Here is a 20298-nt window from a genome sequence, read left to right as displayed (position 1 = left end):
GACAGGAACGTGACGCGATGCCCCAGGTGGATCCCGAGCTGTTCGACCGTGGCCAGTTCCAGGCGGAACTGGCCCTCAAGGCGAGCCCCATCGCCGCCTTCAAGAAAGCCATCCGCCTGGCCGGCGAGGTGCTCGACAAACGTTTTAGCGCCGGCAGCGACATCCGTCCGCTGATCGAGGCCCGCGCCTGGCTCGTCGACAATATCCTGCAACAGGCGTGGAACCAGTTCGACTGGGGCGACCAGAGCGGCATCGCCCTGGTTGCGGTGGGCGGCTACGGGCGCGGTGAACTGCACCCGCACTCGGACATCGACCTGCTGATTCTGCTGGGCGCTGCCGAGCACGAGCAGTACCGCGACGCCATCGAGCGCTTTCTGACCTTGTTGTGGGACATTGGCCTGGAAGTCGGCCAGAGCGTGCGCACCGTAGACGAGTGCGCCGAACAGGCCCGTGCCGACCTGACGGTAATCACCAACCTGATGGAAAGCCGCACCATCGCCGGCCCCGAGGCCTTGCGTCAGCGCATGCTGGAAGTCACCAGCACCGCGCACATGTGGCCGAGCAAGGAGTTCTTCCTGGCCAAGCGCGCCGAACTCAAGGCCCGCCACCACAAGTACAACGACACGGAGTACAACCTCGAACCCAACGTCAAGGGTTCGCCAGGTGGCCTGCGTGACATCCAGACGGTCCTTTGGGTGGCCCGCCGCCAGTACGGGACGCTCAACCTGCATGCACTGGCCGGCGAAGGCTTCTTGCTGGAAAGCGAGAATGAACTGCTGGCTTCGTCCCAGGACTTCCTCTGGAAAGTCCGTTATGCCCTGCACATGCTGGCCGGACGCGCCGAAGACCGCCTGCTGTTCGACCACCAGCGCAGCATCGCCACGCTGCTGGGCTACAGCGATGAAAACCCCAAGCGGGCGATCGAACAGTTCATGCAGCAGTACTACCGGGTGGTGATGAGCATCAGCCAGCTGTGCGACCTGATCATCCAGCACTTCGAAGAGGTTATCCTCGCCGATGAGGAAAGTGGCAGCACCCAGCCGCTGAACGCGCGGTTCCGCCTGCATGACGGCTACATCGAGGCCGCCCATCCGAACGTGTTCAAGCGCACGCCGTTCGCCATGCTGGAAATCTTCGTGCTGATGGCCCAACACCCCGAGATCAAGGGCGTGCGTGCCGATACCGTGCGCCTGCTGCGCGAACACCGCCACCTGATCGACGACACATTCCGCACCGACATCCGCAATACCAGCCTGTTCATCGAGCTGTTCAAGTGCGAAATCGGCATCCACCGCAACCTGCGCCGGATGAACCGCTACGGCATTCTCGGCCGTTACCTGCCAGAGTTCGGCCTGATCGTCGGGCAGATGCAGCATGACCTGTTCCACATCTATACGGTCGACGCGCATACCCTCAACCTCATCAAGCACCTGCGCAAGCTGCAATACACGCCGGTGTCCGAGAAATTCCCGCTGGCCAGCAAGCTCATGGGGCGCCTGCCCAAACCCGAGCTGATCTACCTGGCCGGCCTGTACCACGACATCGGCAAGGGTCGCCAGGGCGACCACTCGGAAATCGGTGCAGTGGACGCGCAGAAGTTCTGCGAACGGCACCAGTTGCCGGCCTGGGACAGCCGCCTGATCGTCTGGCTGGTGCAGAACCACCTGGTGATGTCGACCACCGCTCAGCGCAAGGACTTGTCCGACCCGCAGGTGATCAACGACTTTGCCCTGCACGTGGGCGACGAGACGCGCCTTGACTACCTGTACGTACTGACCGTGGCCGACATCAACGCCACCAACCCCAGCCTGTGGAACTCGTGGCGGGCCAGCCTGCTGCGCCAGCTGTACACCGAAACCAAGCGCGCCCTGCGCCGCGGCCTGGAAAACCCGCTGGACCGTGAAGAGCAGATTCGCCAGACCCAGTCTTCAGCGCTGGATATCCTGGTGCGCGAGGGCACCGACCCGGATGACGTCGAGCAGCTATGGGCGCAACTGGGCGATGACTATTTCCTCAAGCACACGGCCGCCGACGTGGCTTGGCACACGGATGCGATCCTGCAGCAACCGGCCGATGGCGGGCCGCTGGTGCTGATCAAGGAAACCACCCAGCGCGAGTTCGAAGGCGGCACGCAGATCTTCATCTATGCCCCCGACCAGCACGATTTCTTCGCCGTGACGGTGGCGGCCATGTCGCAGTTGAACCTGAACATCCACGACGCACGAATCATCACGTCGAGCAGCCAGTTCACCCTCGACACCTATATTGTGCTGGACAACGACGGTGGCTCGATCGGCGACAACCCACAGCGGGTCAAGCAGATTCGCGATGGCCTGACCGAAGCGCTGCGCAACCCCGAGGACTACCCGACCATCATCCAGCGCCGGGTACCGCGGCAGCTCAAGCACTTCGACTTCCCACCGCAAGTGACCATCCTCAACGATGCCCAGCGGCCGGTGACCATCCTCGAAATCACCGCGCCAGACCGCCCGGGCCTGCTGGCCCGGCTGGGGCGGATCTTCCTGGAGTTCGACCTGTCACTGCAAAACGCCAAGATCGCCACCCTCGGCGAGCGGGTAGAAGACGTGTTCTTCATTACCGATGCCGACAACCAGCCGCTGTCAGACCCGCAGCTGTGCAGCCGCCTGCAGGAAGCCATCGTGCAGCAACTGCAGGCCGGCCAAGGTAGCGACACCAGCCAGACCCGCGTGACCTTTTAACGATTAGACGATTGACGAGACCTTGCGCCGATGAACCATGCCTTGACCCAGCTTCAGCCCTATCCGTTCGAAAAGCTTCGCGCCCTGCTGGGCAGCGTGAAGCCTGCGGCGGACAAACGCGCCATCGCCCTGTCGATCGGTGAGCCGAAGCACGAATCGCCGGCGTTCGTTGCCCAGGCCATGGCCGACAACCTCGACAAGCTGGCGGTTTACCCCAGCACCCTTGGTTTGCCAGCCCTGCGCCAGGCCATCGGCCAGTGGTGCGAACGACGCTTTGGCGTGCCCGCCGGCTGGCTGGACGCCGACCGCCACATCCTCCCGGTCAACGGCACCCGTGAAGCGCTGTTCGCTTTCACCCAGGCCGTGGTCAACCGCGCCGATGACGGCCTGGTGATCAGCCCCAACCCGTTCTACCAGATCTACGAAGGCGCAGCGCTGCTGGCCGGTGCCACCCCGCACTACCTGCCGTGCCTGGAAAACAACGGTTTCAACCCGGACTTCGACGCCGTACCGGCCGAGGTGTGGAAGCGTTGCCAGATCCTGTTCCTGTGCTCGCCGGGCAACCCTACCGGTGCGCTGGTGCCGATGAACACCCTGAAGAAGCTGATTGCCCTGGCTGACGAACACGACTTCGTGATCGCCGCCGACGAGTGCTACAGCGAGCTGTACTTCGACGAGGATGCGCCACCGCCAGGCCTGCTGTCGGCATGCGCCGAGCTTGGCCGTAGCGATTTTGCGCGCTGCGTGGTGTTCCACAGCCTGTCCAAGCGTTCCAACCTGCCAGGGCTGCGCTCGGGCTTCGTCGCGGGCGATGCCCAGATCATCAAGCCGTTTTTGCTGTACCGCACCTACCACGGCTGCGCGATGCCGGTGCAAACCCAGCTGGCCAGCATCGCTGCCTGGCAGGACGAGGCGCATGTGCGCGCGAACCGCGACCAATACCGAGCCAAGTACGATGCCGTGCTGGATATTCTGCAGCCGGTACTGGACGTGCAACGCCCGGACGGCAGTTTCTACCTGTGGGCCAAGGTACCGGGCGACGATGCCGAGTTCACCCGTGATCTGTTCGAAGCCCAGCATGTGACCGTGGTACCGGGGTCGTACCTGTCGCGTGAAGTGAATGGCGTGAACCCGGGTGCCGGGCGCGTGCGCATGGCACTGGTTGCACCGCTGGCCGAATGCATCGAAGCGGCGGAGCGGATTCGCGCCTTCCTGCAAAACCGCTGATCTGGCAGGGGCCTGTGGGAGCGGGTTACCAGCGCGGCACGGCCGGTGCCATTTACCGCGCTGGATTCTTCGCGGGTAAACCCGCTCCTACAGGGGCTGCAACGCAGCCCTCTTGGGATCTACTTGACTGAACCCAGGTTCGCCTCACTCATATCCAGCTCACCCAGTACTTGCCGCACCACCTCATCCCCCACCAGGTGCTGACGATGCAGGTTGTACAGCTCCAGCCGCTGCGCCCTCAGGGCACGCAAGCGTAAACGCCGCTCCAGCAAGTCCATCTGTGCGGCCAGGGCCTTGGCTTCGGCACTGTCGTCGTAGCTTTCCAGCTCATCCCGGTATTCAGCCATCAAGCGCGCCTTCAACTCGGTCGCCAACGTTGCCTGCGCAGCATCCTGCGGTGCGTTGCTGTCGATCACCTCTTCTGCCTCCAAGGCATGAATCGCCGCCTCGGCTGTGCGCCGCCAGGCCTCCTGCACCTCTTGGTGCAAGCGCTCGTCAGGGCTCTTGGTCACCCCGCGCAGTAATATCGGCAGCGCGATGCAGGCGCTGATCAACGACAGCAGGATTACCCCCGCAGCAATGAAGATAAGCAGGTCACGCTCCGGGAACGCTGTACCAGCCCCTATCAGCAACGGGATCGACATGACACCCGCCAGGGTGACAGCGCCGCGCACACCCCCCAAGGTCAGCAACCAGCAGGAACGCGCCGTAGGCATCAGCACCAGTGCCGGCTTGCCGCGCCAGCGACGGACCACACCGATCGAGCGCCAGATACTCTGGACCCAGATGAACCGCAACAGAATCAGTGCGGCAAAGATCGCCACCACGTCCAGGCAGCGGTAGGCCAATGTCGGCCAGAGGGTCGCTTCGTGGCTGACCACAGCCTTGATGATGTCTGGCAACTGCAAGCCCAACAACAGGAAGATCAGGCCATTGAAGGCAAACTCCAGCAACGACCAGACACTGCGGTTGAGCAGGCGGGTACTGGTCTGACGCGGCAGCAGGTCGAGCCAGCTCTGCATCATGCCGGCCGCCACTGCCGAGAGAATACCCGAAACGCCCAGGCGCTCGGCCAGCACGTAGGCTGCGAACGGCAGCAGCAACATGAACACCACATGGGTAGCCGGATCGTCCCAGCCCCGGGTGATCATCCACATGCGCAGGCGACCGATCAACCAGCTCAGTACCACGCCCACCGCAAGGCCGCCCAGTGCGACCAACACGAAGCTGAAGCTGGCGTCAGCCAACGAAAACACCCCGGTGATCGCCGCCGCCAAGGCGAACTTGAAGGTTACCAGGCCCGACGCGTCGTTCATCAGCGCCTCGCCCTGCAGCATGTGCATCAGGGGAGTGGGCAGGCGGTCCTGGGCAATGGCCGAAACGGCCACGGCGTCGGTCGGCGAAAGCACTGCGGCCAGGGCGAAGGCCACCGGCAACGGGATGCTCGGCAGCAACCAGTGGATGAAGTAACCGGCGCCGACCACGGTGAACAACACCAGCCCCACGGCCAGCGCCACTACCGGGCCACGAATGCGCCATAACTCACGCTTGGGGATGCGCCAGCCGTCGGCGAACAGCAGCGGAGGCAGGAACAGGAACAGGAACAATTCGGGGTCAAGGGCTACATGCAGGCCCAGCGTCGGCCACGCCAGCAAGGCACCGGCGGCAATCTGTACCAGCGGCAATGGCAGCGGGATCACACGGCCGACCAGCTTCGACAGGCTGACCAGGGTCAGCAGGATGAGGACGGTGTAGGCGGACTGCATCCGGTAAGGCTTCCTTTGTGAACCAGAAACGACAACGGGGCGAAACATCGCCATTGAAACAATATGTTAGCGGCGATCGGCGAGCTGGGGCCGCTGCACGATAGTCGCAGGTGGCGGTTGAATATGTAACATGATGATACTTAGGTTTGATGGTAGGGGCTGCCTTGAGTCTTGTAGCGCCTTTGAGATCGAGCGCCGCCAGGTTCCCGGCTTAAGAGATTCAGCGCCTGCGAGATCGAGCGCCGCCCGCGCGGCGCTTCGCGGGTAAACCCGCTCCTACGTTTGTTTCGGGCCAGTATCGCCTGTGCCAGACCCGCGCGACCGCCTTGTTTGTACGACGCGATATCGAGGCGTGCGCCAAGAGATCGAGCGCCGCCAGGTTCCCGGCTTAAAAGATTCAGCGCCTGCGAGATCGAGCGCCGCCCGCGCGGCGCTTCGCGGGTAAACCCGCTCCTACGTTTGTTTCGGGCCAGTATCGCCTGTGCCAGACCCGCGCGACCGCCTTGTTTGTACGACGCGATATCGAGGCGTGCGCCAAGAGATCGAGCGCCGCCAGGTTCCCGGCTTAAAAGATTCAGCGCCTGCGAGAACGAGCGCCGCCCGCGCGGCGCTCGATCTCAAAGGCGCTGAATCTCTTAAGCCGGGAACCTGGCGGCGCTCGTTCTCACAGGCGCTGAATATCTTAAGCCGGAACCTGGCGGCGCTCGTTCTCACAGGCGCTGAATCTCTTAAGCCAGGAACCAGGCGGCGCTCGATCTCAAACGCGCTACAAGACTCAAGGCAGACCTAACCACGCCCCACCAAACCCCAAGACTTGCACACCCGTGGCGCTCCCAGTCTCGTTCCCGCATAATCCCGCGACTGACATCGAAAAACGGAGAGATTGGGGCAACCTGTATCCCCAATGTACACAATGACCTACACGCTCTACGGCATCAAAGCCTGTGACACCATGAAAAAGGCGCGTACCTGGCTCGAAGACAAAGCCATCGCCTACGAATTCCATGATTACAAAACCCAAGGCATCGACCGTGACAGCCTGAACCGCTGGTGCGACGAACACGGCTGGGAAGTCATCCTCAACCGTGCCGGCACCACCTTCCGCAAGCTGGACGACGCCAGCAAGGCCAACCTCGACCAGGCCAAGGCCGTCGAGCTGATGCTGGCCCAGCCGTCGATGATCAAACGCCCGGTGCTCGACCTTGGCGCGCGTACCCTGGTTGGCTTCAAGCCCGACCTGTACGCCGCTGCCCTGGCCTGAGCCCCCACCCTATTTCGCACGAGGTAATCACATGTCCAATACCCTGTTCAGCCTGGCCTTCGGTGTCGGCTCCCAGAACCGCCAGGGCGCCTGGCTGGAAGTGTTCTACGCACAACCGCTGCTCAACCCGAGCGCCGAACTGGTTGCTGCAGTAGCCCCTGTTCTCGGTTACGAAGGTGGCAACCAGGCCATCGCCTTCAGCAACGCCCAGGCCGCACAACTGGCCGAAGCCCTGAAGGGCGTGGACGCTGCCCAGGCCGCCCTGCTGACCCGCCTGGCAGAGAGCCACAAGCCGCTGGTCGCCACCCTGCTGGCCGAAGACGCTGCCCTGAGCTCGACCCCAGAGGCCTACCTCAAGCTGCACCTGCTGTCGCACCGCCTGGTCAAGCCGCATGGCGTAAGCCTGGCCGGTATCTTCCCGCTGCTGCCGAACGTGGCCTGGACCAACCAGGGCGCGGTCGACCTGGGCGAACTGGCCGAGCTGCAACTGGAAGCACGCCTGAAGGGCGAGCTGCTGGAAGTGTTCTCGGTGGACAAGTTCCCGAAAATGACCGACTACGTGGTCCCGGCCGGCGTGCGTATCGCCGACACCGCCCGTGTGCGCCTGGGCGCCTACATTGGCGAAGGCACCACCATCATGCACGAAGGCTTCGTCAACTTTAACGCGGGCACCGAAGGCCCGGGCATGATCGAAGGCCGCGTTTCCGCTGGCGTATTCGTCGGCAAGGGCTCGGACCTGGGCGGCGGCTGCTCGACCATGGGCACCCTGTCCGGTGGCGGCAACATCGTCATCAAAGTCGGCGAGGGCTGCCTGATCGGCGCCAACGCCGGTATCGGTATTCCGTTGGGCGACCGCAACACCGTCGAAGCCGGCCTGTACATCACCGCGGGCACCAAGGTGAACCTGCTGGACGAGAACAACGAACTGGTCAAAGTGGTCAAGGCCCGCGACCTGGCCGGCCAGACCGACCTGCTGTTCCGCCGCAACTCGCTGAACGGCGCGGTAGAGTGCAAGACCCACAAGTCGGCCATCGAGCTGAACGAAGCGCTGCACGCTCACAACTGAGAACCCTGCCGGGTTTGAGGTGTTAAGATCGGGTCTGGCGCCAATGCACCAGACCCGATTTTCATTCCAGGCCTCGCAAACATGTTCCAGCCCTCTCCCTGGCGTGCCGACTTCCCCGCCATCGCCGCCCTGCAACGGCAGCACCAGACCTATCTGGACAGCGCCGCCACCACCCAGAAGCCGCAAGCCTTGCTCGATGCCCTGAGCCATTACTACGGCCATGGCGCAGCCAACGTGCACCGTGCCCAGCATTTGCCAGGTGCGCTGGCGACCCAGGCCTTCGAAACCAGCCGCGACAAGGTCGCCACCTGGCTCAATGCCGCAGACTCGCGGCAGATCGTGTTCACCCACGGCGCCACCTCGGCACTGAACCTGCTGGCCTATGGCCTGGAGCACCGCCTCGAAGCCGGTGACGAAATTGCCGTCAGTGCCCTGGAGCACCATGCCAACCTGCTGCCCTGGCAACAGCTGGCGCACCGGCGCAACCTGCGCCTGGTGGTGCTGCCACTGGACGCCCAGGGTCGTATCGACCAGGACCAGGCACTGCAACTGATCGGCCCGCGCACCCGAGTGCTCGCCATCAGCCAGCTGTCCAACGTGCTGGGTACCTGGCAACCGCTGCCAGCGCTGCTGGCCCATGCCCGCGCCCAAGGCGCGCTGACGGTGGTCGATGGTGCCCAGGGCGTGGTGCATGGTCGCCAGGACATGCAGCAACTGGGCTGCGACTTCTATGTATTTTCCAGCCACAAGCTGTACGGTCCGGACGGCGTCGGCGTGCTCTATGGCCGCGCCCAGGCCCTGGAGCTGTTACGCCACTGGCAGTTCGGTGGCGAGATGGTGCAGCTGGCCGAGTACCACAGCGCCAGCTTCCGTCCCGCACCCCTGGGCTTCGAAGCAGGTACGCCGCCGATTGCCGGGGTGATCGGCCTGGGTGCAACGCTGGACTACCTGGCCAGCCTCGATGCCCATGCGGTGGCAGCGCATGAAGCCAGCCTGCACCAGCACCTGCTGCGTGGCTTGGGCGACCGCGAGGGCGTGCGGGTGTTGGGCACACCGCAGACGGCCCTGGCCAGTTTCGTCATCGAGGGCGTGCACAACGCCGATATCGCTCACCTGCTGACTGAACAGGGCATTGCCGTGCGTGCCGGTCACCACTGTGCCATGCCACTGCTGAAGGGGCTGGGGCTGGAGGGCGCGATACGGGTGTCGCTGGGTTTGTACAACGACAGCGATGACGTGCAGCGTTTCTTCGACGCGCTGGACCAAGGCCTGGAGCTGTTGCGATGAGCCTGCCGGAACAGGCGCACCAAGCGCTGGAAGCGTTTCAACAGGGCAAAGGCTGGGAACAGCGTGCGCGGCTGTTGATGCAGTGGGGTGACCGCCTGGAGCCACTGGCAGACACCGAAAAGACCGAGGCCAACCGGGTGCATGGCTGCGAGAGCCTGGTGTGGCTGGTGGCCGAGCAGATCGAGGGCGTGTGGCGGTTCAAGGCCAGCAGCGATGCCCGCTTGTTGCGTGGGCTGCTGGCGCTGTTGCTGGTGCGGGTGCAGGGACTGGCCAGTGAGGAGCTGGCCGGGATTGATCTGCGCGAGTGGTTTACCCAGCTCGGGCTGGAGCGCCAATTGTCGCCGTCGCGCAGCAATGGGCTGCATGCGGTGTTGCAGCGGATGGCGGAGTTGGCGTCCAACCGCTGAATCGGCGCTGGTTGCTTCGCGGGCCTGCCCGCTCCCACAGGTACGGCATCATGCTTGGAAGAGATGCAATACCTGTAGCGGGCGGGCCCGCGAAGACGCCCACGCGGTCTATTCAGGCTTGACCCGTTCCGACGGTCGGCGCGCTCCAGCCACCAGTTTTTCTATCGCCTTGCTCGCCGCTACCATGCCAAAGGTCGCAGTCACCATCATCACCGCGCCAAAGCCACCCGAGCAGTCCAGCCGCACGCCTTCACCGACAAAGCTTTTCTGCAGGCAAACACTGCCATCACCCTTGGGGTAACGCAGCTGTTCACTGGAGAACACGCACGGCACGCCATAGTTGCGGCTGACATTACGCGAGAAGTTGTAGTCGCGGCGCAGGGTGGAACGCACCCGCGAAGCCAATGGGTCATTGAAGGTCTTGTTCAGGTCGGCGATCTGGATCTGCGTCGGGTCGATCTGCCCACCCGCGCCACCGGTAGTGACAATGGCAATCTTGCGCCGCCGACACCAGGCGATCAGCGCCGCCTTGGCCATGACGCTGTCGATGCAGTCGATCACGCAGTCGAGGTGCTCGGTGATGTACTCGGCCATGGTCTCGCGGGTGACGAAGTCGGCCACCGCATGCACCGTACACCCTGGGTTGATCGCCCGCAGGCGCTCGGCCATGACCTCGACCTTGGGCCGCCCCACCTGCCCTTCCAGCGCATGGGCCTGGCGGTTGGTGTTGCTGACGCAGACATCGTCCAGGTCGAACAGGGTAATCTCGCCCACGCCGCTGCGTGCCAGGGCTTCGGCTACCCACGAGCCCACCCCGCCAATACCGACCACAGCCACATGGGCCTGGCCCAGACGTTGCAGCCCCTGGTCGCCATACAGCCGGGCAACGCCGGCAAAGCGTGGATCTTCTGTGCTCATGTTCATACCCCAAAAAACCGGCGCGCATTATATGCCAGTGAACCCTTGGCCTGCATCGTTAGGAAAGAGACTGCCAACCCTGCTTTAATGTCCTATCACTTCCACATGAATGGACGACGATGTCTTCACGTAAATTCGGCCTGAACCTGGTAGTGGTGCTGGCCATCGCCGCACTGTTCACCGGGTTCTGGGCACTGATCAACCGCCCGGTCTCCGCCCCCGCCTGGCCAGAACAGATCTCTGGCTTTTCGTATTCGCCGTTCCGCCTGGGCGAAAGCCCACAGAAGGGTCAGTACCCCACCGACGACGAAATGCGCCAGGACCTGGAGCAACTGAGCAAACTGACCGACAGCATCCGTATCTATACCGTGGAAGGCACCCAGGCTGACATACCGCGCCTGGCCGAGGAGTTCGGCCTGCGGGTGACGCTGGGGATATGGATCAGCCCGGACCTGGAGCGCAACGAGCGCGAAATCGCCACGGCCATCCAGCTGGCCAACACGTCGCGCAGCGTGGTGCGGGTGGTGGTCGGCAACGAGGCGCTGTTCCGTGAAGAAGTCACACCGGAAAACCTGATCAAATACCTGGACCGGGTACGCGCAGCCGTGAAGGTGCCTGTGACCACCAGTGAACAATGGCACATCTGGAAGGAACATCCTGAGCTGGCCAGGCACGTCGACCTGATTGCCGCGCACATCCTGCCCTACTGGGAGTTCGTGCCGATGAAGGATTCGGTCGAGTTCGTCCTCGACCGCGCCCGTGAACTGAAGCACCAGTTCCCGCGCAAACCGCTGCTGCTGTCGGAAGTCGGCTGGCCGAGCAACGGCCGCATGCGCGGTGGTGCCGATGCCACACAGGCCGACCAGGCCATCTACTTGCGCACCCTGGTCAATACCCTCAACCGCCGTGGCTACAACTACTTTGTCATTGAAGCCTATGACCAACCCTGGAAGGCCAGCGACGAAGGGTCGGTAGGCGCCTACTGGGGCGTCTACAACGCCGAGCGCCAGCAGAAGTTCAACTTCGACGGCCCTGTGGTGGCGATCCCGCAGTGGCGGGCCCTGGCAGTGGCGTCGGTGGTGCTGGCAATGATCGCCCTGATGGTGCTGTTCATCGATGGCTCGGCCCTGCGCCAGCGTGGCCGTACCTTCCTGACGTTCATCACCTTCCTGTGCGGGTCGGTACTGGTGTGGATCGCCTATGACTACAGCCAGCAATACAGCACCTGGTTCAGCCTGACCGTGGGCGTGCTGCTGGCCCTCGGCGCGCTGGGCGTGTTCATCGTGTTGCTCACCGAGGCCCACGAACTGGCCGAGGCGGTCTGGATACACAAGCGCCGCCGCGAATTCCTGCCCGTGCAGGCCGACAGTGCCTACCGGCCCAAGGTGTCGGTGCATGTGCCGTGCTACAACGAACCACCTGAGATGGTAAAACAGACCCTGGACGCCTTGGCCGCCCTGGACTACCCCGACTACGAAGTGCTGGTGATCGACAACAACACCAAGGACCCGGCCGTGTGGGAGCCACTCAAGGCCCACTGCGAGAAGCTTGGCGAGCGCTTCAAGTTCTTCCACGTCGCGCCGCTGGCCGGCTTCAAGGGCGGTGCGTTGAACTACCTGATCCCGCACACGGCAAAGGACGCCGAAGTGATCGCGGTTATCGACTCGGACTACTGCGTGGACCGCAACTGGCTCAAGCACATGGTGCCCCACTTCGCCGACCCGAAAATTGCCGTGGTGCAGTCACCGCAGGATTACCGCGACCAGCACGAAAGCGCCTTCAAGAAGCTGTGCTACAGCGAATACAAGGGTTTCTTCCACATCGGTATGGTTACCCGCAACGACCGTGACGCGATCATCCAGCACGGCACCATGACCATGACCCGGCGCAGTGTGCTGGAAGAACTGGGCTGGGCCGAGTGGTGCATCTGCGAGGACGCCGAACTGGGCCTGCGTGTGTTCGAGAAAGGCCTGTCCGCCGCCTACGCCCACAACAGCTACGGCAAGGGCCTGATGCCCGACACCTTCATCGACTTCAAGAAGCAACGCTTCCGCTGGGCCTACGGCGCCATCCAGATCATCAAGCACCACGCCGGCGCGCTGCTGCGCGGCAAAGGCAGCCAGCTGACCCGCGGCCAGCGCTACCACTTCCTGGCCGGCTGGCTACCGTGGATCGCCGATGGCATGAACATCTTCTTCACCATCGGCGCGCTGTTGTGGTCGGCGGCGATGATCATCGTGCCGCATCGGGTCGATCCGCCCCTGATGATCTTCGCCATCCCGCCGCTGGCGCTGTTCTTCTTCAAGGTCGGCAAGATCATCTTCCTGTACCGCCGAGCGGTGGGGGTGAACCTCAAGGATGCCTTCGCAGCTGCGCTGGCCGGGCTGGCGCTGTCGCACACCATCGCCAAGGCGGTACTGTATGGTTTCTTCACCAGCAGCATGCCGTTCTTCCGCACACCGAAGAACGCTGACAGCCATGGGTTGCTGGTGGCGATTTCCGAAGCCCGTGAAGAGCTGTTCATCATGTTGCTGCTGTGGGGCGCGGCGCTGGGCATCTACCTGGTTCAGGGGCTGCCGAGCTCGGACATGCGCTTCTGGGTGGCGATGTTGCTGGTGCAGTCGTTGCCTTATGTGGCAGCGCTGGTGATGGCGTTTCTGTCGTCGCTGCCCAAGCCCGCAGAAAAGGCTGCCGAAGCGCAGCAGGCTTGAAGTTGCCTGGGCTGACCTGTGCAGCCCATTCGCGGGCACGCCCGCTCCCACAGGCCTGGCACAGGCATTCAGAGCTGTGCGGTACCTGATGGAGCGGGCGTGCCCGCGAATGGGCCGTGCTGCCCGAAACCATTTGATATAAGATAACGCCCCTCAGATTTCCCCGCCTTGCCTTGCCCCGGAGTCCCCCATGACGGCCCCTGCCGAGCTCTCGCCTACCCTTCAACTGGCCTGCGACCTGATCCGTCGCCCCTCGGTCACCCCCGTCGACGCCGATTGCCAGGCGCAGATGATGAACCGTCTGGGCGCCGTCGGTTTCCAGCTGGAGCCGATGCGCATTGAAGACGTCGACAACTTCTGGGCCACCCACGGCAGCCAGGACGGCCCGGTACTGTGTTTTGCCGGCCACACCGACGTGGTGCCTACCGGCCCGGTCCAGCAATGGCAGCATGAACCCTTCGAGGCACTGATCGACGCCGACGGCATGCTCTGTGGCCGTGGCGCCGCCGACATGAAAGGCAGCCTGGCGTCCATGGTCATCGCCAGCGAGCGCTTCGTGCAGGACTACCCGAACCACCGCGGCAAGGTCGCGTTTCTGATCACCAGCGACGAGGAAGGCCCGGCTCACCACGGCACCAAGGCGGTGGTCGAGCGCCTGAAAGCGCGCAACGAGCGCCTGGACTGGTGCATCGTCGGCGAACCGTCCAGCACCACCTTGCTGGGTGACGTGGTCAAGAACGGTCGCCGTGGTTCGCTGGGCGCCAAGCTGACCATACGCGGCAAACAGGGCCATGTGGCCTACCCGCATCTGGCGCGCAACCCGATCCACCTGGCCGCCCCGGCCCTGGCGGAACTGGCTGCCGAGCATTGGGACGAAGGCAATGCGTTCTTCCCACCCACCAGCTTCCAGATCTCCAACCTCAATTCCGGCACCGGCGCCACCAACGTGGTCCCGGGCGAGCTGACCGCGCTGTTCAACTTCCGCTTTTCCACCGAGTCCACCGTTGAAGGCTTGCAGGCGCGGGTGTCGGCGATTCTCGACAAGCATGAACTGGACTGGTCGGTCGACTGGGCATTGTCTGGCCTGCCGTTCCTGACCGAACCAGGCGAGCTGCTCGACGCCGTGGCGGCCAGCATCAAGGGCGTCACCGGTCGCGATACCCAGCCCTCCACCAGCGGCGGCACCTCCGATGGTCGCTTCATCGCAACCATGGGTACCCAGGTGGTCGAACTCGGCCCGGTCAACGCCACCATCCACCAGGTTGACGAGCGGATCCTGGCCAGCGACCTCGATCTGCTGACCGAAATCTACTACCAGACCCTGGTTCGGTTGCTCGCCTGATGCTTGCCTGCCCGCTTTGCCAGGCGCCGCTGAGCCGGCTCGACAATGGTGTGGTGTGCCCAGCCGGCCACCGCTTCGACCGCGCCCGCCAGGGTTACCTGAACCTGCTGCCGGTGCAGCACAAGAACAGCCGCGACCCCGGTGACAACCAGGCCATGGTCGAGGCACGCCGCGACTTTCTCGACGCCGGCCATTACGCGCCAGTCGCCCGCCGCCTGGCCGAGCTGGCCGTCGAGCGCCAGCCTGGCACCTGGCTGGACATCGGCTGCGGCGAGGGTTACTACACCGCACAGATCGCCCAGGCCTTGCCGGCCGCCGACGGCTATGCGCTGGACATCTCCCGCGAAGCGGTCAAGCGCGCCTGCCGCCGAGCATCGGCGGTCACCTGGATGGTCGCCAGCATGGCCCGCGTGCCGCTGACCGACGCCAGCTGCCAGTTCATCGCCAGCGTTTTCAGCCCGCTGGACTGGGCCGAGGCCAAGCGTTTGCTCAGCCCCGGCGGCGGCCTGATGCGGGTCGGCCCGACCAGCGGCCACCTGATGGAACTGCGTGAAGTGCTCTACGATGAAGTACGCCCTTACGCCGACGACAAGCACCTGGCCCTGGTCCCTGAAGGCATGGCCCATGCACACAGCGAAACCCTCGAGTTCCGCCTGAGCCTGGCCGCGCCCAAGGCCCGCGCCGATCTGCTGGCCATGACCCCACACGGCTGGCGCGCCAGCGCCGAAAAACGTGCCCGGGTGATCGACCAGCCCGAGCCGTTCGAGGTCACGGTTTCCATGCGTTATGACTATTTCGTGCGCCAAGACTGAGCACACCCGGAGCCCTTATGCGTCAACCTGATATCGAGATCTACCTGAAGGACGCCGACGTCGACCACAAGCAGATTGCCGAGTGGCTCGCCCAGGCAATCGGCCCGTGCACCGAGTGGAAGCAGAAAGGCCAAACCTTCAAATGCCAGGCCGGTAACATTCCGGTCACTTGGTTACCCAAGGCTGTAGGGAAATGGAACAGCCTGTACCTGGAAAGCGACCAGACGCCGTGGGCCGACGACGTTGCCTGCGCCCGCGCCGCATTTGCCGCGCTCGGTGTGGAAGTGCGCTGCGCACCGGGTGGCTGGGTCGAGGAAGACGGGGAAGAAGATGCCGACCGCTGGGTCCGCATCAGCGCCGACGGTGAAGAGGAAATCACCTGGCGTACATCATGAAACGGCAGCCTTGCTCGTTTCTGTAGGAGCGGGTTTACCCGCGAACACGGGCTATGCCCGTGGCAGCCACCGTGGTGGCTGCTTCGCGGGCAAGCCCGCTCCTACGGCTTGAAACCAGAGGCTCAGAGGCCCACTACGTCTTCGGCTTGCAGGCCTTTCTGGCCCTGCACGCAGGCGTACTCCACCCGCTGCCCTTCGACCAGGGTACGATGCCCCTCACCGCGGATCGCCCGATAGTGGACGAACACATCCGCACCACCTTCGCGCTGAATGAAGCCATAACCCTTGGCATCGTTGAACCACTTTACATTCCCAGTCTCACGAGACGACATCTGAACTACTCCGGATTTTTATTGTGAAGATCGCCTTGCAGGCATGAGGTCACCTGCCCCGTGCCAACGCCGCTTGCCGAAATATCCTGCAAGTGGCAGGCCGAGTATATGACACAGAACAAAAAAAATTGATGACGGCGCCGCCGTTGGCCGAATTTTGCTGAACTTACGCCGATACGGCAGACTAAATAGCAGAATACTCACCTGAACATCACACCCAGGGCACACACCCCATGACCCGTTCCCCCCTGCACCGCCTGATCTTCGGCGGCCTGCGTCGCCTGTTGTACCTGTGGGTGCGCTCCGAGACCATCAACCAGTCTTCCATGACCCTCAACCTCGACCGCAGCCGGCCGGTGTTCTATGCGTTGCCCTCGCCCGCGCTCACCGACCTGGCCGTGCTCGACCACGAGTGCACCAAGGCGGGGCTGCCGCGCCCGGTGCTGCCGGTAGCCGTGGGCCCACTGCAGGAACCCGCCGCGTTCTTCTACCTGACCCCCGACCCGGACTGGCTCGGCCGCCAGGACAAAAGCGGCGCCCCGCCCACCCTCGAACGCCTGGTGGCTGCCGTCAGCCAGCATGCTGAAGAAGATGCGCAGATCATTCCTGTCAGCGTGTTCTGGGGCCAGACCCCGGCCAGCGAGTCCAGCCCCTGGAAGCTGCTGTTCGCCGACAGCTGGGCGGTAACCGGGCGCCTGCGCCGGCTGCTGACCGTACTGATCCTGGGGCGCAAGACCCGGGTACAGTTCTCCGCGCCAATCCACCTGCGCGAGCTGGTGCAGCACAACAAAGGCCACGAGCGCACCGTGCGCATGGCCCAGCGCCTGATGCGCGTGCACTTTCGCAACCTCAAGACTGCCGTCATCGGCCCGGACATCTCGCACCGACGCACCCTGGTCAAAGGCCTGGTCCATGCCCCGCAAGTGCGCCAGGCGATTGCCGACGAAGCGCAGCGCGAGAACCTTCCGCTGGCCAAAGCCGAGGCCCAGGCACTGCGCTATGGCAACGAGATAGCCTCGGACTACACCTATACCGCCATCCGCTTCCTCGAAGTGGTGCTCAGCTGGTTCTGGAACAAGATCTACGACGGCATCAAGGTCAACCACATCGAACAGGTGCAGGGTATCGCCCCTGGCCATGAAGTGATCTACGTGCCGTGCCACCGCAGCCACATCGACTACCTGCTGCTGTCGTACCTGCTGTTCCGCAACGGCCTCACTCCGCCGCACGTGGCAGCAGGCATCAACCTCAACATGCCGGTGGTGGGTAACCTGCTACGCCGTGGTGGCGCCTTCTTCATGCGCCGCACGTTCAAGGGCAACCCGCTTTACACGGCGGTGTTCAATGAGTACCTGCACACCCTGTACACCAAGGGCTTCCCGGTCGAGTACTTCGTCGAAGGCGGCCGCTCGCGCACCGGGCGCATGTTGCAGCCGCGCACCGGGATGCTGGCCATTACCCTGCGCAGCTTCCTGCGTTCGTCGCGTACGCCAATCGTGTTCGTGCCGGTGTACATCGGCTACGAGCGCGTGCTTGAAGGCCGTACCTACCTGGGCGAACTGCGCGGCGCCAGCAAGAAGAAGGAGTCGGTGCTGGACATCTTCAAGGTGTTCGGCGCACTCAAGCAGCGCTTTGGCCAGGTCTACGTCAACTTCGGCGAACCCATCCGCCTGGCTGGCTTCCTCGACCAGCAGCAGCCCGGCTGGCGTGAACAGGATCACGGTCCGCAGTACCGGCCGGACTGGCTCAACGCCGCCACCGCCCGCCTGGGAGAAACCGTGGCCCGCCACCTCAACGAGGCGGCGGCCATCAACCCGGTCAACCTGGTGGCCCTGGCACTGCTGTCCACCAGCCGCCTTGCCCTGGACGAGCGCGCCCTGACCCGCGTTCTCGAACTGTACCTGGCGCTGCTGCGCCAAGTGCCCTACTCGCCGCACACCACCCTGCCCGAGGGCGACGGCCAGGCACTGATCGAACATGTGCGCAGCATGAACCTGGTGGCCGAGCAGAAGGATGCCCTGGGCCGCATCCTCTACCTGGATGAAGGCAACGCGGTGCTGATGACCTACTACCGCAACAACGTGCTGCACATCTTCGCCCTGCCGGCGCTGCTGGCCAGCTTCTTCCTCAGCAGTTCACGCATGAGCCGTGAACTGCTGGGCCAGTATGTGCACGCGCTTTACCCCTACCTACAGGCCGAACTGTTCCTGCGCTGGACGCCAGAACAGCTGGACGAGGTCATCGACCAATGGTTGGTCGCGCTGGTGGAACAGGGCCTGCTGCGCCAGGACAACGACCTGTACGTGCGCCCGGCGCCCAGCTCGCGGCAGTTCGTGTTGCTGACCCTGCTCGCCCGCACCATCACCCAGACCCTGCAGCGCTTCTACATGGCCACCTCGCTGCTGATCAACAGCGGGCAGAACAGCCTGAGCGCCGAAGCGCTGGAAGACCTGTGCGTGATGATGGCCCAACGCCTGTCGATCCTGCATGGCCTGAACGCACCGGAGTTCTTCGACAAGACGCTGTTCCGCCACTTCATCCAGACCCTGCTCCAGCAAGGGGTGCTGCACGCCGATGCGCAAGGCAAGCTGGGTTATCACGACAAACTCGGCGAGCTGGCCGAGGGCGTGGCCAAGCGAGTGCTGTCGGCCGAGCTGCGCCTGTCGATCCGCCAAGTGGCCCTGCACCGTGACGACGGGTTGGAAACTTCGACCCTCTAACGGTTCATCGGTCGGCAAAATCCGCTAAAGTCCGTGGGGTTGGCCACAAGCCAGCTCCAAGGACACCGGAGATTCCATGAAAAAGCTCTTTATGCTGTGTTGCGCATCCCTGCTTGCAGCCTGCTCCAGCCAAACCCCACCCAACCAGGCCAGCCTGGACGGTGAAGTCTTCTACCTGCAGCGCATTGCCCTGCCGCCTGCCGCCACCCTGAGCGTGGAACTGCAGGATGTGTCGCTGATGGACGCCCCTGCCGTGACCCTGGCGCGCCAGGCCGGCCCGGTCAAAGGCAACGTGCCGCTGCCGTTCCATCTCACCTATGACCCCGCGCAGGTCAAGCCTGGCCACCGCTATGCGGTGAGCGCGCGCATCGAGCTGAATGGCAAGTTGCTGTTCATCAATACCGAACACCACGGTGTCGCGCTTGATGGCAGTGACCCGCAATCGGTACGCATCAAGGTAGATCAGGTTCGCTGATACCCGCACTCATCCGTTTACAAGGAAAGCTTCATGATCCGCACTTCCCTGCGCTTCACCACCCTGTGCGCCGGCCTGCTACTGTCGGCCAGTGCCCTGGCCCTGTCGCTGGGCGACCTCAGCCAGAAAGACGCCACCGGCGGCCTGAAAGATGCCCTGACCCAAGGTGCGCAGCTGGCCGTCAAGCAACTGAGCACCCCAGGCGGCTTCAGCAACAACCCGGACGTGCGCATCGAGCTGCCAGGCAACCTGGGCAAAGCCGCCAAGGCGATGAAAATGTTCGGCAAGGGTGAACAGGTCGAAGCCCTGGAAACCAGCATGAACAAGGCCGCCGAGGCCGCCGTGCCGCAGGCACAGGCGATTCTGGTGGATGCCGTGAAGAACATGAGCGTGACCGATGCCAAAGGCATCCTCAGCGGCGGTGACGACTCGGCCACCCAGTACCTGAACAAAAGCAGCCGCGAGCAGATCCGCGCCAAGTTCCTGCCAATCGTCAAGCAGGCCACCGACAAGGTTGGCGTGGCCCAGCAGTACAATGCCTTCGCCGCCCAGGCCAAAGGCCTGGGGCTGGTCAAGGATGACGCCAATATCGAGAACTACGTGACCGAGAAGGCGCTGGATGGCTTGTTCGAGATGATCGGCAAACAGGAGCAGAGCATTCGCCAGAACCCGGCAGCTGCGGCTACCAGCCTGGCCAAGAAGGTCTTCGGCGCGCTGTAGGAGCGGGTTCACCCGCGAAAGGGCCGGGCCTGCTGGCCAATTTTCACCAGCCGTTCACCGTTGCTGCCGCCACCGTATTCGCGGGTAAACCCGCTCCTACACGGCGGCGGGGTTGGACACAGGCCGTCGTAGGAGCGGG

General features: G+C 63.7%; 16 protein-coding genes. 13 read left to right on the top strand and 3 right to left on the bottom strand.

The features are described 5' to 3' along the window. Positions 1-17 precede the first annotated feature (17 nt). Positions 18-2720: a [protein-PII] uridylyltransferase gene (locus tag V6093_RS23450; protein WP_003252283.1), complete on the top strand. Its 2703-nt coding sequence runs from the start codon at positions 18-20 to the stop codon at positions 2718-2720. A 30-nt stretch (positions 2721-2750) separates the two neighbouring features. Next, complete coding sequence (gene dapC, locus V6093_RS23445; protein ID WP_003252280.1) at positions 2751-3947, top strand: succinyldiaminopimelate transaminase; 1197 nt, start codon at positions 2751-2753, stop codon at positions 3945-3947. 119 nt (positions 3948-4066) lie between these two features. On the opposite strand, the gene V6093_RS23440 is transcribed toward dapC, so the two are convergent. Continuing rightward, complete coding sequence (locus tag V6093_RS23440; RefSeq protein WP_060546238.1) at positions 4067-5713, bottom strand: Na+/H+ antiporter; 1647 nt, start codon at positions 5711-5713, stop codon at positions 4067-4069. A gap of 913 nt (positions 5714-6626) precedes the next feature. Between V6093_RS23440 and V6093_RS23435 the strand changes: the two genes are divergently transcribed. The 4 genes from V6093_RS23435 (at position 6627) to V6093_RS23420 (ending at position 9734) form a co-directional block, all read left to right on the top strand. Continuing rightward, positions 6627-6974: an ArsC family reductase gene (locus V6093_RS23435; protein ID WP_041168523.1), complete on the top strand. Its 348-nt coding sequence runs from the start codon at positions 6627-6629 to the stop codon at positions 6972-6974. Positions 6975-7005: 31 nt separating this feature from the next. Further along, positions 7006-8040 carry a 2,3,4,5-tetrahydropyridine-2,6-dicarboxylate N-succinyltransferase gene (gene dapD, locus V6093_RS23430; RefSeq protein ID WP_004574732.1) on the top strand — a complete coding sequence of 345 codons (1035 nt, stop codon included), beginning with the start codon at positions 7006-7008 and terminating at the stop codon, positions 8038-8040. Between the two features lie 81 nt (positions 8041-8121). After that, positions 8122-9327: a cysteine desulfurase gene (locus V6093_RS23425; RefSeq protein WP_265979956.1), complete on the top strand. Its 1206-nt coding sequence runs from the start codon at positions 8122-8124 to the stop codon at positions 9325-9327. After that, positions 9324-9734 (top strand): SufE family protein, encoded by a 411-nt coding sequence (locus V6093_RS23420; protein WP_047604492.1) that lies wholly within the window; start codon positions 9324-9326, stop codon positions 9732-9734. The genes V6093_RS23425 and V6093_RS23420 overlap by 4 nt, the downstream gene beginning before the upstream one ends. Positions 9735-9842: 108 nt before the next feature. On the opposite strand, the gene tcdA is transcribed toward V6093_RS23420, so the two are convergent. Continuing rightward, entirely contained in the window at positions 9843-10652 is an 810-nt protein-coding gene (gene tcdA, locus V6093_RS23415; RefSeq protein WP_003252264.1) for a tRNA cyclic N6-threonylcarbamoyladenosine(37) synthase TcdA, read from the bottom strand. Between the two features lie 119 nt (positions 10653-10771). Between tcdA and V6093_RS23410 the strand changes: the two genes are divergently transcribed. The 4 genes from V6093_RS23410 (at position 10772) to V6093_RS23395 (ending at position 15912) form a co-directional block, all read left to right on the top strand. Then, positions 10772-13363, top strand: coding sequence for a glycosyltransferase (locus V6093_RS23410; RefSeq protein WP_003252262.1), 2592 nt, complete (start codon positions 10772-10774; stop codon positions 13361-13363). Positions 13364-13553: 190 nt separating this feature from the next. Next, positions 13554-14705 (top strand): succinyl-diaminopimelate desuccinylase, encoded by a 1152-nt coding sequence (dapE, locus tag V6093_RS23405; protein WP_004574734.1) that lies wholly within the window; start codon positions 13554-13556, stop codon positions 14703-14705. Continuing rightward, complete coding sequence (locus V6093_RS23400; RefSeq protein ID WP_265979953.1) at positions 14705-15517, top strand: putative RNA methyltransferase; 813 nt, start codon at positions 14705-14707, stop codon at positions 15515-15517. Before dapE ends, V6093_RS23400 begins: the two co-directional genes overlap by 1 nt. A gap of 17 nt (positions 15518-15534) precedes the next feature. After that, positions 15535-15912, top strand: a complete 378-nt coding sequence (locus V6093_RS23395) for a hypothetical protein (RefSeq protein WP_003252257.1) — start codon at positions 15535-15537, stop codon at positions 15910-15912. Between the two features lie 122 nt (positions 15913-16034). On the opposite strand, the gene V6093_RS23390 is transcribed toward V6093_RS23395, so the two are convergent. Further along, positions 16035-16244 (bottom strand): cold-shock protein, encoded by a 210-nt coding sequence (locus V6093_RS23390; protein WP_003252255.1) that lies wholly within the window; start codon positions 16242-16244, stop codon positions 16035-16037. A 233-nt stretch (positions 16245-16477) separates the two neighbouring features. On the opposite strand from V6093_RS23390, the gene plsB reads away from it, so the two are divergent. The 3 genes from plsB (at position 16478) to V6093_RS23375 (ending at position 20159) form a co-directional block, all read left to right on the top strand. Then, positions 16478-18964 carry a glycerol-3-phosphate 1-O-acyltransferase PlsB gene (plsB, locus tag V6093_RS23385; RefSeq protein WP_265979951.1) on the top strand — a complete coding sequence of 829 codons (2487 nt, stop codon included), beginning with the start codon at positions 16478-16480 and terminating at the stop codon, positions 18962-18964. A 76-nt stretch (positions 18965-19040) separates the two neighbouring features. Then, the gene (locus V6093_RS23380) at positions 19041-19439 is read left to right on the top strand and encodes a YbaY family lipoprotein (protein ID WP_003252249.1); all 399 of its coding nucleotides are present in this window, start codon (positions 19041-19043) and stop codon (positions 19437-19439) included. A 33-nt stretch (positions 19440-19472) separates the two neighbouring features. Continuing rightward, positions 19473-20159 carry a DUF4197 domain-containing protein gene (locus V6093_RS23375; protein ID WP_003252248.1) on the top strand — a complete coding sequence of 229 codons (687 nt, stop codon included), beginning with the start codon at positions 19473-19475 and terminating at the stop codon, positions 20157-20159. Positions 20160-20298: the final 139 nt, after the last annotated feature.

Source organism: Pseudomonas putida group bacterium ESBL64 (assembly GCF_045277175.1).
In the GTDB taxonomy this organism is placed as follows: Bacteria; Pseudomonadota; Gammaproteobacteria; order Pseudomonadales; family Pseudomonadaceae; genus Aquipseudomonas; species Aquipseudomonas alloputida.
This window is presented reverse-complemented; position numbering and strand designations above follow the sequence as displayed.

Bases quoted from the DNA above. Each gene is read 5' to 3' on its own strand.
- V6093_RS23435 (WP_041168523.1), top strand. From the start codon at position 6,627: ATGACCTACACGCTCTACGGCATCAAAGCCTGTGACACCATGAAAAAG.
- dapC (WP_003252280.1), top strand. From the start codon at position 2,751: ATGAACCATGCCTTGACCCAGCTTCAGCCCTATCCGTTCGAAAAGCTT.
- tcdA (WP_003252264.1), bottom strand. From the start codon at position 10,652: ATGAGCACAGAAGATCCACGCTTTGCCGGCGTTGCCCGGCTGTATGGC.
- V6093_RS23425 (WP_265979956.1), top strand. From the start codon at position 8,122: ATGTTCCAGCCCTCTCCCTGGCGTGCCGACTTCCCCGCCATCGCCGCC.
- V6093_RS23375 (WP_003252248.1), top strand. From the start codon at position 19,473: ATGATCCGCACTTCCCTGCGCTTCACCACCCTGTGCGCCGGCCTGCTA.
- V6093_RS23380 (WP_003252249.1), top strand. From the start codon at position 19,041: ATGAAAAAGCTCTTTATGCTGTGTTGCGCATCCCTGCTTGCAGCCTGC.
- dapE (WP_004574734.1), top strand. From the start codon at position 13,554: ATGACGGCCCCTGCCGAGCTCTCGCCTACCCTTCAACTGGCCTGCGAC.
- dapD (WP_004574732.1), top strand. From the start codon at position 7,006: ATGTCCAATACCCTGTTCAGCCTGGCCTTCGGTGTCGGCTCCCAGAAC.
- V6093_RS23395 (WP_003252257.1), top strand. From the start codon at position 15,535: ATGCGTCAACCTGATATCGAGATCTACCTGAAGGACGCCGACGTCGAC.
- V6093_RS23440 (WP_060546238.1), bottom strand. From the start codon at position 5,713: ATGCAGTCCGCCTACACCGTCCTCATCCTGCTGACCCTGGTCAGCCTG.
- plsB (WP_265979951.1), top strand. From the start codon at position 16,478: ATGACCCGTTCCCCCCTGCACCGCCTGATCTTCGGCGGCCTGCGTCGC.
- V6093_RS23410 (WP_003252262.1), top strand. From the start codon at position 10,772: ATGTCTTCACGTAAATTCGGCCTGAACCTGGTAGTGGTGCTGGCCATC.
- V6093_RS23420 (WP_047604492.1), top strand. From the start codon at position 9,324: ATGAGCCTGCCGGAACAGGCGCACCAAGCGCTGGAAGCGTTTCAACAG.
- V6093_RS23390 (WP_003252255.1), bottom strand. From the start codon at position 16,244: ATGTCGTCTCGTGAGACTGGGAATGTAAAGTGGTTCAACGATGCCAAG.
- V6093_RS23400 (WP_265979953.1), top strand. From the start codon at position 14,705: ATGCTTGCCTGCCCGCTTTGCCAGGCGCCGCTGAGCCGGCTCGACAAT.
- V6093_RS23450 (WP_003252283.1), top strand. From the start codon at position 18: ATGCCCCAGGTGGATCCCGAGCTGTTCGACCGTGGCCAGTTCCAGGCG.